The organism is Marinobacter sp. THAF197a (assembly GCF_009363275.1).
Taxonomy (GTDB): domain Bacteria; phylum Pseudomonadota; class Gammaproteobacteria; order Pseudomonadales; family Oleiphilaceae; genus Marinobacter.
Window position 1 is genome coordinate 3,042,449 of the sequence record NZ_CP045324.1, and the last position, 12,472, is coordinate 3,054,920.

14 protein-coding genes are annotated in these 12,472 nt (G+C 56.5%); 8 read left to right on the forward strand and 6 right to left on the reverse strand.

Features of this window, described 5'->3' with window-relative positions; genetic code table 11:
* The first annotated feature begins 78 nt into the window (after nucleotides 1-78).
* A complete protein-coding gene (locus FIV08_RS14070; protein ID WP_022987955.1) occupies nucleotides 79-357 on the forward strand; it encodes a peptidylprolyl isomerase in 279 nt (92 codons plus the stop codon).
* A 49-nt stretch (nucleotides 358-406) separates the two neighbouring features.
* Here FIV08_RS14070 and FIV08_RS14075 read toward each other — a convergent pair whose 3' ends face one another.
* Entirely contained in the window at nucleotides 407-1,180 is a 774-nt protein-coding gene (locus FIV08_RS14075; RefSeq protein ID WP_228715423.1) for a DUF2059 domain-containing protein, read from the reverse strand.
* Between the two features lie 156 nt (nucleotides 1,181-1,336).
* Between FIV08_RS14075 and FIV08_RS14080 the strand changes: the two genes are divergently transcribed.
* On the forward strand, nucleotides 1,337-2,056 hold the full coding sequence (locus tag FIV08_RS14080) for a lysozyme-like domain containing protein (protein WP_152438783.1): 720 nt from the start codon (nucleotides 1,337-1,339) through the stop codon (nucleotides 2,054-2,056).
* A gap of 2 nt (nucleotides 2,057-2,058) precedes the next feature.
* Here FIV08_RS14080 and FIV08_RS14085 read toward each other — a convergent pair whose 3' ends face one another.
* On the reverse strand, nucleotides 2,059-2,958 hold the full coding sequence (locus FIV08_RS14085) for a LysR family transcriptional regulator (RefSeq protein WP_072676597.1): 900 nt from the start codon (nucleotides 2,956-2,958) through the stop codon (nucleotides 2,059-2,061).
* Between the two features lie 128 nt (nucleotides 2,959-3,086).
* Here FIV08_RS14085 and FIV08_RS14090 point away from each other — a divergent pair, with 128 nt between their 5' ends.
* Nucleotides 3,087-3,281: a hypothetical protein gene (locus FIV08_RS14090; RefSeq protein WP_061333071.1), complete on the forward strand. Its 195-nt coding sequence runs from the start codon at nucleotides 3,087-3,089 to the stop codon at nucleotides 3,279-3,281.
* Nucleotides 3,282-3,372: 91 nt separating this feature from the next.
* On the opposite strand, the gene FIV08_RS14095 is transcribed toward FIV08_RS14090, so the two are convergent.
* Nucleotides 3,373-5,055: an AMP-binding protein gene (locus FIV08_RS14095; RefSeq protein WP_072676596.1), complete on the reverse strand. Its 1,683-nt coding sequence runs from the start codon at nucleotides 5,053-5,055 to the stop codon at nucleotides 3,373-3,375.
* Between the two features lie 344 nt (nucleotides 5,056-5,399).
* Nucleotides 5,400-5,828, reverse strand: a complete 429-nt coding sequence (locus FIV08_RS14100; RefSeq protein ID WP_152438784.1) for an Lrp/AsnC family transcriptional regulator — start codon at nucleotides 5,826-5,828, stop codon at nucleotides 5,400-5,402.
* Nucleotides 5,829-5,945: 117 nt separating this feature from the next.
* Between FIV08_RS14100 and FIV08_RS14105 the strand changes: the two genes are divergently transcribed.
* Entirely contained in the window at nucleotides 5,946-7,028 is a 1,083-nt protein-coding gene (locus FIV08_RS14105) for an arginine N-succinyltransferase (RefSeq protein ID WP_072676594.1), read from the forward strand.
* On the forward strand, nucleotides 7,018-7,824 hold the full coding sequence (locus FIV08_RS14110; protein ID WP_152438785.1) for a DUF1338 domain-containing protein: 807 nt from the start codon (nucleotides 7,018-7,020) through the stop codon (nucleotides 7,822-7,824). Before FIV08_RS14105 ends, FIV08_RS14110 begins: the two co-directional genes overlap by 11 nt.
* 24 nt (nucleotides 7,825-7,848) lie before the next feature.
* Here the strand turns inward: FIV08_RS14110 and FIV08_RS14115 are convergent, their stop codons facing one another.
* On the reverse strand, nucleotides 7,849-8,508 hold the full coding sequence (locus tag FIV08_RS14115) for a protein-L-isoaspartate(D-aspartate) O-methyltransferase (RefSeq protein WP_072676593.1): 660 nt from the start codon (nucleotides 8,506-8,508) through the stop codon (nucleotides 7,849-7,851).
* A gap of 171 nt (nucleotides 8,509-8,679) precedes the next feature.
* On the opposite strand from FIV08_RS14115, the gene FIV08_RS14120 reads away from it, so the two are divergent.
* The 3 genes from FIV08_RS14120 (at nucleotide 8,680) to FIV08_RS14130 (ending at nucleotide 11,565) form a co-directional block, all read left to right on the forward strand.
* Entirely contained in the window at nucleotides 8,680-9,345 is a 666-nt protein-coding gene (locus FIV08_RS14120; RefSeq protein WP_152438786.1) for a hypothetical protein, read from the forward strand.
* Nucleotides 9,346-9,433: 88 nt separating this feature from the next.
* On the forward strand, nucleotides 9,434-11,113 hold the full coding sequence (locus tag FIV08_RS14125) for a L,D-transpeptidase family protein (RefSeq protein ID WP_072676591.1): 1,680 nt from the start codon (nucleotides 9,434-9,436) through the stop codon (nucleotides 11,111-11,113).
* Entirely contained in the window at nucleotides 11,113-11,565 is a 453-nt protein-coding gene (locus FIV08_RS14130) for a hypothetical protein (protein ID WP_152438787.1), read from the forward strand. Before FIV08_RS14125 ends, FIV08_RS14130 begins: the two co-directional genes overlap by 1 nt.
* A 29-nt stretch (nucleotides 11,566-11,594) precedes the next feature.
* Here the strand turns inward: FIV08_RS14130 and FIV08_RS14135 are convergent, their stop codons facing one another.
* Complete coding sequence (locus FIV08_RS14135) at nucleotides 11,595-12,323, reverse strand: substrate-binding periplasmic protein (protein ID WP_323847483.1); 729 nt, start codon at nucleotides 12,321-12,323, stop codon at nucleotides 11,595-11,597.
* Nucleotides 12,324-12,472: the final 149 nt, after the last annotated feature.

The following is a 12,472-nucleotide window of genomic DNA, read 5'->3' on the forward strand; positions in this document are numbered from 1 at the left end:
GCCAGCAGCACGCTGTGCGGGCAGCATTCGTGTCAGACGTTTCCGTCCATTCCTCCATCCGACAACAGGAACTTGACCATGGCACAAGCAACTGCACGCCACATTCTGGTAGACAGCGAAGCAAAATGTGAAGAACTGAAGAAGGCTATTGAAGGTGGCCAGGATTTCGCCGAAGTGGCGAAACAGCATTCCTCCTGCCCGTCCGGCCGTAACGGCGGCGACCTGGGCTCCTTCGGCCCCGGCCAGATGGTTCCCGAGTTTGACAAGGCCGTGTTCAGCAGCGACCTGAACACCGTGATTGGGCCGATCAAGACCCAATTCGGCTATCACCTCCTGGAAGTAACTTCCCGCAGCTAAGCCAGTGCAACTGCTGTCTGCGCTTGACTGCGCAGACAGCAGGCGTTTGTTATCGGGAGTCGCCTGTCCCGAAATTCCTGAACCGCGCCAATTGGCTACCGATGGTTTCAATAGGGTCCGTAATCGACGCCTGAATGCTCTCTGTGACCACCTCGGTAAAGCGTTTACCCGACTCACTCTCCAGAAAGTCCAGATACAGACCCAGTTCCTGAACACTGATATCCCGGTAGGTGTACAAATAGCTGTCGTATACCTGTTGTCCAACCATGCCCTGCAACATCCCACGTTGGCTCTCCAGGCGCTGACGTAACCGCTCGTAATGCACCGAGTCACTGCTCAGGGCCGCCATGGCCGTTGCCAAACCCAACTGCACGGCAATGGTAGTATCCACTGTGGTTTCCGTTGCGCGGGAAGCCCGGTCAAAACGGTCAAACAGCTTTTCCCGGGTGGTGCCCTTGTAGGCTTCGTTTAGCTCTCCGGCGCGGCTTCGCACCTCTGACCAGGCGGCAGGTGCAGACGCAGCAATCTCCGCACGAGATATCTTCTGTGCGACAGGGGTCTGGTACCAGGCATATACCTCCTCAAGCTGTTTGCTCGTCAGCGACTCGTCCAGGCTGGCCACCAGCTTGCGCTCGATGTCCTCGGCCCTGTAACTGCTGCTGACCACATAACCAATAGTATCGGCCACCATCGGCGGCACCTGGCCGCTCTGTTTGAGACCATCCCGAATACCCTGACTCATCATGGCCGGGTACTGGCCCACGATGTCATCAATGGGCGATGCTGCCAGAACGTCACGGGCATCCGTAGATGCATGGGCCATTCCTGACGATATAAGCCCGGCAACTAAAAGAGGTTTAACTAGGGTGATCAGTCTCATTTCTCTATTATCCTGTTACTGCAATGGCCCTGTTTATGACACGCCTGAAGCCATTACGGCAAGTGCCCCAAGGCCTTTGGAGATGACAGTTTGGTAGGGATGTGGCGCAGAAGAACCCGAAAATCTCGAAATATCCGCAACAAGCGGTTTAATGTATGGCGCTCCCGCCTTGGCTGGTACGGCCTGCCTTTGCTGGGGCTGGTGATCGGCACCTGGGCCACCCTACGATTCAGTCTGCTGGCCCCGGAACCTCCGGCCAACCCGGAAAACATCTGTGAGATCTTCAGGGAACATACGGTGTGGTACGACTACGCCCGGGCCTCCGAGGAGAAATGGGGCACCCCCATCGCCACACAGCTGGCTTTTGTCTATTACGAATCGTCTTTCCGGAGCCATGCCCGGCCGCCCCGCACCCGGCTTTGGGGACTGATTCCCTGGAAGCGCCCCACCACCGCTTACGGTTATGCCCAGGCCCTTGACCCCGCCTGGGGCGAATACCTGGTGGCGAACGACGCATCCTGGCGAACCGTGCGCACCGACATGCAATACGCGCTGGATTTTGTCGGCTGGTACAACCACCTCAGCAACCGCGAGCTGGGCATTCCATTCAGCGCACCCCGGCAGCTTTACCTGGCCTATCATGAAGGCCGGGGCGGCTACGCACGCCGCTCGTTCGAACAGAAACCGGCCATACAGTCCCTGGCCCGAAGGGTTCAGAACCGCGCCTTCCGCTACGACAACCAGTTAAAGCAGTGCGAAGCGGAGTTCCAATGTTGGCGCTGGTACCAGTTCTGGCCGTTCTGCAAGGCCGACGCTTAGGTTCAGAGCGACGCGCTTATCTCAATGGCAGATTCCAGCGCTTTCAGGCGATCAACCAGGAACTCCATAACGATTCGCACCCTGGCCATCTGCTGGGTATCCTGGTTTACATGCAGCCACAAATCCACGCTCTCGCCCTCCAGCGGGTCTGACAGCCTGCGCAGCTCTTTCGCGGCCTCGCCCAGATAACAGGGCAACACCGCCAACCCCGCTCCAGACCTGGCCAGGGTTGCCATGGATTGCAGGCTGTTGCAGCGAATCACCGAGGAGACGTTCTTCAGGTGCTTCCGGTACCAACGCCCGGTCGCCAGATGGCTGAAACTCTCATCCGGCAGTATCCAGGTGCAGTCTTCCGGGTGGTTCTCGATATCCATATTGCGGTGTCGACGGCAGTATCGGGCGGCCCCGTAGACAGCGGAATCCACCGCGGCAATGCGCTCGCCCTCCAGGGTCGCCTGGGGTTTATTCTCCGGCCGCAAGGTCAGGTCTGCCTCCCGGTGGCTGAGGTTCGCCACATCGTTATCGGTCAGCACCTCCAGTTCGATATCCGGATAGGCGTGAACCAGCTCCGCCAGGATCGGTCCGAGCAGTTCATTCATCATGGCATCTTCGGCCGCCACCCGGACCTTACCAACCGGCGCGGCATCGTCACCTACCAGTTTGCGCTCCAGGTTTTCCACATCGGTAGCCAGCCGCTGGGCCTCCCGAAACGCCATTTCGCCAACCGGGGTGAGCTGCAAACCATCCCGGTTGCGCTCGAAAAACTGCACACCCAACGACTCTTCCATCTGATCAAGTCGTCTTAAAACAGTGGTTTGGTGTACACCCAGCAATTCACCGGCTTTCGCCAGCGTTCCACCTATTGCCAGAGCCCGTATATATCGAAGATAATCCCAGTCCATAGTTACTGCATATTCGCAACGTGAGTACGGATTTTAACGTATTCAAACTGCAAATAAGAACTCCTAGAATAGTTGTTAAATTAAAGATAGATCGCTAATTAATCCACCAGACAAAGGAGGAAGGCGCTATGACCAAGAGCCATATCGCAACCGTAAACCCGCTGCCGTCAAGTATCCTCCACAACAGTACCGAGGTCAGGCGCCAGTATACCCGCGCTGCTGCACAGCAGGCGATGCAGTTTTTCAGCCGTAAGGTGCGGATTTTCAACCGCAAAGCCGCTGCGGTCGCCCCAGACATGCCCCAGGTACAGGGCGGTCACTGAGATTACCGGAACCCGGTAACCGAAGCACAAATAAAAACGCCGGCATGTTTCCATGCCGGCGTTTTTATTTGGTGAGTGTTTAACGCCCTGATCAGAACTCCCAGATCACCTTACTCTTCTTACCAAACCACTCGTCCATCTTCTGATTGTAGAAGTCCTCGATCACATTGCGCTTGATCTTCATGGTCGGCGTCAGCATGCCGTTTTCCATGGTCCAGGGCTCCTTAACCACCACCACGAAAGCCACTTTCTCATGGGCTTCGCTCTGGGCGTTAACGGCATCAAGCTCCCGGGCCAGTTCCTGTTCCAGCTCCGCCCGGTCACCACCACGATCCAGTTCATCCCGGGCCTCTTCTGACAACAACACCATCAGGCACGGCTGAGGCTGGTTGGCGCCAGCCACACACACCACTTCGGCTTTCGGGTGATTGAACCGGTTCTCAATTGGCACGGGCACCACGTATTTGCCCTTGGAAGTTTTGAACAGATCCTTCACCCGGCCAGTAATGCGCAGGCAGCCATCCTGGTCGATTTCACCCATATCGCCGGTTTTCAGGAAGCCGTCGTCGGTCAGGTCCTCCTTGGTCTTTTCTTCGTTCTTGTAGTAGCCCAGCATCTGGCCCGGACTCTTCACCTGAACCTCGCCGCCTTCACCAATGCGGTGTGTCACACCAGGGTTCGCCATGCCGACCGTACCCACCTTGGCCTGGCCGGGGCGGTTGGCGTGGGAGTAACCGAAATTCTCCGACATGCCATACACTTCCAGCAGTTCCAGACCAAGACCCCGATACCATCCGATAATCTCTCCAGACAACGGTGCTGCGCCCGTCAGCGCGGCCCGGCAATGGTCCAGGCCCAGTTGCTTGAGGACCTTCTTTTTAACCAGTGAGTTCAGGATCGGAATATTGAACAGGATTTTCTGCTTCTTCGGCGGCAACTTGGCATTCACGCCCAGATAGAACTTCATCCACAGGCGCGGTACCGAGAAGAACAAGGTGGGCCGGGCCCGCTGCAGGTCTTCCTGGAAGGTATCCAGGGAGTTGGCAAAGTACAGGTGGAAACCGTAGTAAAGAGACTGGGTTTCAACCGCTGCCCGCTCCGCCACGTGAGCCAGCGGGAGGTAAGACAGCATGCGTTCGTTGGAGGATACCGGGAACAGTTGCTGCAGGCCATCGGCCACCGAAATCATGGTGCGGAAGCTGTGCATCACGCCCTTGGGCCGGCCGGTACTGCCAGAGGTGTACACGATGGTGGCCAGCGCATCCGGATCAGGCAGTTTTGGCTCCGCCGGTGATTGTTCTTTGATGATCTCCTGCCATTTGGGAGTGTCATCGCGTGGCGACAAAGGCAGAGACACGATGGGCATGTCAGCAGGGATATGATGCTTGATGTCGTTCCAGCCGTCGGCCGTGCCGTCCAGCTTACCCAGGAACAACAGTTTGGCCTCGCTGTGTTCAAGAATGTAAGCGGCTGTTTCACCATTCAGGGTCGGGTAAAGCGGCACGCTGACATGACCGGCTGCCCAAATGGCCAGATCCGACAGTATCCAATGCGCGCTATTCTTGCCCAGGATTCCGATATTGCTGTGCTCCGGCAGACCAAGGCTGTTCAGGTAGGCCGCCATTCGGGAAACCTGGTCAGCGGCCTGCGCCCAGGTAATGTCTTCCACCCGGCCATCCGGGAATGGCTGGGTCAGGTAAACGTTATCGGGAGTGTGCTGGGCCCAGTAGTACAGGCAGTGCAAAGACGTCTGCTTTTGTGGGTCTATAGCCATGGTGGCTCCTTGTTGTTGTTATCTTAGGTTGTCTGGAATCGCTTTTTATTGTTGCATTCATACTAGCCAACTTTCCCGCGTGCTCAATAGCAATAAACATCCCGGGCGTTGACCATTTAGCTCGAAGCTGAGACGCACCTCCCAAAATATTTCGTGACATCCATCAAGTCTGGTCTAGATTGAGAAGTACCGCGTATTGATAACCAATACCACAGGAGACTGTCGCTCTATGAGAACCTCGACTCGCTCTGCTTTGATCTTTCCCGCCTGGGCCGTCATTCTTATCGGTTCTGGCGCCTTTCTTTATACCGCCTATGCGGGTTTTCTTGGTTCCTGAGCGCTGGCTAACGCCGGAACCGGGTCTCAAGCACAACTGCCGAGTTAGTCCGCTCAACCCCTTTCAGGTTCCCTATGTCATCCAATACACGGCTCAACTCCTCCAGAGATTGGGCCTGGACGATGGCAATCAAGTCGTACTCACCACTGACCGAAAACAACTGGCAAACCTGAGTAATCTGCTCCAGTTCAGCGTTGGTGCGAGCGGTAAGTTTCTGGTGCACTTTGACCGACACATGGGCCTCCACCTGGTTGGCGGCGTACTCACCGCCCAGCTGAACGGTATAGCCGCGGATGATTCCCTGCACCTCCAGTTTCGCCAACCTGTTTTGTACGGTGGAACGGGAAACATGCAGCCCCTTGGCCAGGTCAGTCACACTGGCGCGAGCATTCTGCCGAAGCAGTCCCAACAGTTTCTGGTCTTGCATACTAATCATTTTGATTACCTGGTTCGTCAATATGGCTAAATTATAGGCCATATTGACCAATTTGAATCTACAGATCGGCATAACCAGCCGCCATACTGGACCTAAACAACGTTCAGGATGTCGGCTATGTTGATCCGCACTATCACGCTTCGGGATCTTGATTCCCTTTATCAGATTGCCGTTGAATCCGGACCGGGATTCACATCCCTGATGCCAGACCGGGACGCGCTGGCACAGAAGATCGAGCATTCCATGAAGAGCTTTGAGCGGCGCGTAGACAATCCCACAAACGAGCAGTATCTGTTTGTACTTGAGGATGAGCACAACCATGAGATCATGGGCACAACTGGCATCCAGGCCAGTGTTGGGCTCGACCGGCCGTTGCACCACTTCAAACGCGACAGAACAACCGGGCCAGCAGGCCTCGCGAGGGAAACCCTGACCCGTTGCGAGCACTACGCGGGCTGCACCGAGATCTGTTCGCTGTACCTTCGCCCGGACTATCGCCAGGCCAATGCCGGCAAACTCCTCTCGAAAGTCCGGTTTCTGTTTATGGCACTGCACCCCAAGCGTTTCGCAAACACCGTGATAGCAGAGATGCGGGGGGTGTCTGACACTCATGGCCACTCGCCTTTCTGGAACTGGCTGAGACATCAGGTGGTCGATCTGGATTTTTCCACGGTAACGCAACTCTCCGCCCAGAGTGACGCTCGCTTTCTGGAACAACTTGTTCCCCCTGGCCCGTTCGACATTGCAGCCATGACCATTGAAGCTCAGGCAGTCATCGGCCAGGTTCACCCGGACACCCGCCCGGCGCTACACTTGCTGGAACAGGAAGGATTCCGGCATCGTGGACTGGTGGATCTTTTCGACGCCGGGCCGACCGTTGAGTGCGCACGGGATGCCATCACCAGTGTTCGCAACAGCGGACTATACCGGGGTTTATATGGCGGCACCCGGATGACCGCCCACACAGGGTTCCCCTTGATTGTCGCCAACGGCCAGTGTTCCGGATTCCGTGCGACGATCATCGATTCGATACCAGGGGGAGACGAGCCGGAGCAAGTTCCCCTACCGACTGGCATTCAGCGGAAGCTGGGCTTGAATGGTGGAGACCCGGTGTGCGCACTACCCCTGGTCAAAAACCGCCCCACACTGAACACAAGTGATGAGATGAGTGCTCACCAGGAGTTCCGTCATGCACAATGATCTGAACGCGCTTTTTTCCCGGCTCTGGCAATCCTATCGACGGGTGACGCCCTCGGCTGAGCCTATTCATCAGTTGCTGGGCGAACGCGAAAGCCACCCCATCGTGAACGATCACATTGCACTGCGCACTTTTAACCTGGACCCGGTGCGCCTGGACAAACTGGCCGGCCACTTTCTCAAACTGGGCTATCAACCGGGTGGCGAATATCATTTTGAAGCCAAAAAACTCTACGCACGGCATTACGAACACCCTGACCCGGATGTTCCCAAGGTGTTCATCTCTGAGCTACTGGTGGATCAATGTTCCGTGCAACTGCAGGCCATCGTTTCCGACCTTGTGGCCCAAACGAATCCGGGCGCGGTAGATGCCGATGACTTTCTGACGTCCGGCCGCCACTGGAAACTGGATTACGGCACTTACCGTTTACTTCTGGAGGAAAGCGAATACGCCGCATGGGCCGCAGCCTGGGGTTATCGAGCCAACCATTTTACGGTCAGCATCAATCATCTTGAGAGCATCAAAACCGTTCCCGAGATCAATCAACTGCTCAAAGACCACGGCTTCGCCATAAACACCTCCGGGGGTGAGGTAAAGGGGTCACCGCAGGAACTGCTTGAGCAATCCTCCACCCTGGCAGACCGGGTAGCCCTGGAGTTCACTGATCAGGTGGCCACGGTACCTAGCTGTTTCTATGAGTTCGCCCTGCGCTATCCGAAATCGGATGGCAACCTGTACTCCGGCTTTGTGGCGGCGTCTGCAGACAAGATCTTCGAGAGCACCCATGCGTCAAACTGACTTCGGCGCCGCCTGGCACCGAAGTCAGGACCATCCCTGCTCGCCCAACAGGGGCACGAACCGGACATCACCGAAGTCTTCGCGCTCGAAGTCGGCATCCGTCAGGCGGGTAATACACACCAGCCGCTGCACGGAATGTTCCGACCCCACCGGAATAATCAACCGGCCACCGATGGCAAGCTGCTGCTTAAGGGTCTCAGGCACGGCGGGAGCGCCTGCGGCAACGCAGATGCCATCAAATGGCGCAGCCTCCGGCCAACCAAGGGTTCCATCGCCGCAGCGAACATGTACCTGGCTGAACCCCGCCCGCTCCAGGTTCTTCCTGGCCTGCTCTGCCAACTCGGGAATCCGCTCAATACTGAAGACCTCCAGGGCGAGGCTGGCCAAAACGGCTGCGGCATAACCCGATCCAGTACCAATATCCAACACCCTTTCCCGCCCCTCCAACTGAAGCGCCTGCGCCATCAGCGCCACGATATAGGGCTGGGAAATTGTCTGCCCCCAACCAATCGGCAAGGGGTAATCTTCGTAGGCTTCGCCGGCCAGATGCTCGGGAATAAAGCGTTCTCTGGGCACCCTGTCCATGGCTTCCAGCACTCTTGAATCGAATATCCCCCTGCCGGCAAGCTGATACTGAACCATGTCCGCGCGCAGGTTGCTGAAATCCGGAACCCGTTCATTCATCACCGGCCCCTCCCTGATTACCCGTCGTTACAAAGCCATAACGCTTTTACAACAGCGCAAACTTTAACCACTGCCTACTTTTTACCCACAGGTTACTCCTCTGCACGGATGAGGAGAACCAAAAACAAAAATAACGGCGAGGGTTTAACCCTCACGCTCAGGGAGATAATCATGTCTACATCTGTCGACCACCTGATGGAACGCACCCAGGATGCCAGCGATCTGCTCACCGATATCGTGCCATCAGCCATAACCCTGGCAACCATGCTCCGACATCGCCAGATGGCAGCCTGGCTAAGGGCTGAGTTTGATGGATACCCCGATATAGACAAAGCACCACCTTATCGGCTCGACCTGCCCGGACACATCGTTGCCAAATCCCCCCAGTATGGCTGGATTCCTGCACCGGTGAATGACACCCAAACCAGGGAGTTCGGGCACCTGAACCTGATGGAAGGGGTAAAAGAACTCGAACATACCTGTTTAAGCTGCAAGAAAGGCAATGGCAATCGAGTGTTGCTGGATAAAGAGGCCATGTCAGACCTGCAAAAGCAGATTAATCTCAGTGCCGAACTGGCCATCAACCTTAGCCGGGAGGTTTACTGCCGGCTTCTCCGAACCCTTCGGGCAGCGCTCTATCTGTGGGCCGAGCAGCTGATGGACGCTGGTATCTCTGGAGATCACAACCACTATAGTCCGGAGGAACGAAAGCTGGTCTCGCATCTTGATAGCCCAGAGACCTTCTGGCGCAAAGCCATGCAGGAACTGGACACTGTGCCGGTGGCAGATGTTCGGGAGCTTGGCTTTCTGGAACGCATGTTTGGCCGGGCCGGCTAAGTCAAGAAAGCCACATAAAGACCAAAAGGCTATACTGGAGGACACGCAAACCGATTGAATCGTCTATAAAGGAGCCAGGAGCGCCACTATGAGAGACGCAGGATGGAAATATCTCAGATCACGCGGCCTGGCTCTGATTCTTCTACTGGCATGCCCCCCCGTCTTCAGTGACGATAGCATCATCAACCGCATAGAAGCTCTGCAGGCCGGGCATCCTGTCACGGTTCTCGACGCACCAATACTTGCAAAGGAAGCCCTGACCCGTTTCTACGAGCTCAGGGAATTTGACCTGGCCTGGGATTCCTACAGTGCACGACGTCAACTGGCCCAGGCCATCAGTGAGGTGGCTGATCAGGGTTTAAACCCGCTGGATTATCACCACGAAACGATTGCCGCCCTGGCCCTACAACCGACGGATCAGGTCGAGGAAGAAGTGCGGGCCGATCTGGACCTAGTACTGTCAGATGCATTCCTGTTGCTTTCCTCCCATTTGCAGGCGGGGAAAGTTAACCCGAGGACCATTCACGCTGAATGGACCGCCAATCGCCAGGATCTGGAAACCCACACGGTGCTTGCACAAGCGCTGGACACCAATTCCGTTTACCAGACCCTGCAACAGCTAAAACCTTCAGCGCCAGCCTACCAGAAACTGGTCACGGCGCGCCGCACCCTGACCGCATTGCTGGGACAGCCCTGGCACGAACTCGCCGCCACTCCCACACTCCGGCCGGGGGACAAAGACCCGCGCATCCCCGAGATACGTCGTCGGCTCACCCTTCTTGGCGACATCCCGAGTGCCGACCATGATCGCCAGGATGCCTACGATGCGTCGGTCGAAAGTGATATCTACGACGACGAGCTGTTGATCGCCCTTCCCGCGTTCCAGGCCCGGCATGGCCTTGAACCGGATGGAATCATCGGGCGCCAGACTTTTGCTGCCCTGAATAGATTACCTGTCGAGCGCATCCGCCAACTGGATGCCAGCCTGGAGCGTTGGCGTTGGTTGCCGGACGATCTTGGTGACACCTACGTACTGGTCAACATCGCCGGCTTCGAGATGACCATGGTACGATCCGGTGAGGAAATCCTCCGCCAGCGGGTGATCGTCGGGCGCCCATACCGCCAGACGCCTGTCTTCAGCGATCGCATTCGCTACCTGGTATTCAACCCCACCTGGACGGTTCCGAGAAAGTTGATGGTTCAGGACCAACTACCACTCATCCGCAACGATCCCGGCTATCTGCAGCGCATGAATTTCAAAGTCTACCGTGGTTGGGGCGCTGATCGCGTTGAAGTGGACCCTTCCACCATCGACTGGCAAAGGTTGTCGGCCAATAACTTCCCATACCAGCTGGTTCAGGAACCGGGGCCGATGAATGCACTGGGGCAAATCAAATTCATGTTCCCGAACCAGCACGATATCTACCTGCACGACACACCGGGTCAGGCACTGTTTGGGCGCGCTGAACGGACGTTCAGTTCTGGCTGTATCCGGGTTGAGCGGCCCTTTGAACTGGCCGAACGCCTGTTGGAGAGCAACAGTAACTGGTCCAGAGCGAATATAGACCGAGCCATTGAACTCAGGGACCCGGTAAACGCGATGCTGAGAACGCCGATACCGGTTCACCTGCAATACTGGACGGTATGGGTGGACCATTCCGGAACCATCCAGTTCCGGAGCGACATCTATGGACGAGATCAGCGGCTGATCGACGCGCTCCGTTCGGACCCCCAGGGCGCGCTGATGCCAACACCACGGAGGCCTTGATGACGAGAGTAGCTTTACTGACTGCCCTTTTGCTAATCCTGACAGCCTGCCAGAATCTGCCGGATCGCCAGGAGGGTCTGGACAGCGACGTAGCGTTTCTCAAAGCTCACCACTGCCTTGAGGAATCCGTGGACGACGTCAACCGCATTCACTTCGGCCCTTGCCTGAAAGTTATTGAAATCAACGGTCAGGCACCGCTGGTCAGGGACGACGACTTTATCGAGCTACCCCTTCGACAGGCGCTGACCATAGGGACAAGTTGCGTTTATCGGCACGCCGATGGCACACCCATACCCGCCACCGTTGAAACTGCCGACTTTCAGGTGCGAGCGGACACCTTCACCCGTGGCGGCCAGAGGTGGTACCTGCATGCCCACAAGCAGGCCCGCAGGGTGATTGGCTGCGAGCCCACGCTATCTCGCTCAGTTCACCCCACCCGGAGCACAGACTGAACTGCCCATCGGCCTGCCCCAACCAAGGATCATTCGTACCGGGCAACAATGGCGTCCAGCTCACCCTCACTGCGGGCGCTGTCCAGCGCTTTCTGAAGATCCTCCACAATGCCCGGACTGGTTTCCAGACTGATGGCCAGATACATCGGGGTTTCCCGGAAAACCAACACAGGCTTAAGGCCGGTAATGCCATGTTCGTCTTCAGCAACCAATGGCCCCACAAGGCCATCCGTTACCCACAGATCGGCCTGGCCCAGCGCCAGACGGCGGGGATTTACATCGCCCGATGTATTCATGATCACGTTAAACCCCTGATCCACCAGGTACTGCGACATGACATCGCCCCGGTAGCCGGCAATTCTCAGGTCTTTGGCATCATCCAGAGTGGATAGTGTTATATCGGAGTCTGGAGCCGCAAACAGGGTCCATTCGATGGATGCCAACGGGCCCACCCACTGGAACAGCTGCTCTCGTTCATCGGTACGCGCCGTACAGAACAGACCGTGGTTTTCACGACCCTGCACCCAGTCGTAGGCGTAGCTCCACGCTCGCATTTTCATCTGCACATCGTAATCTACCCTTGCCAGCATGGCTTTCACCATATCGGTGCAGATACCGGTGATCTGGTCCTCGTTGTGGGCAAAGCCCTCACCTGAAACAGAGGCGTTATAAGGAGGATAATGTTCGGTAAAGATATAAAGCCGCTCAGAAGCTGAACCGTGGCGCTTGAAGCCGCGAGCGTTAATCCGACGAATAATGCCCTCGTGACGTTTCGCAGGGCATTTCTGGCTGATGCGATGACAACGTGCATGTTTTTTTCCTTTTGGCTGGCAATCGTTGGTATGACGCAAAAATAGGCAGAGTTGGAAGTTTGTGCCAATCGATCTGGCAGTTTATGACAGCATAA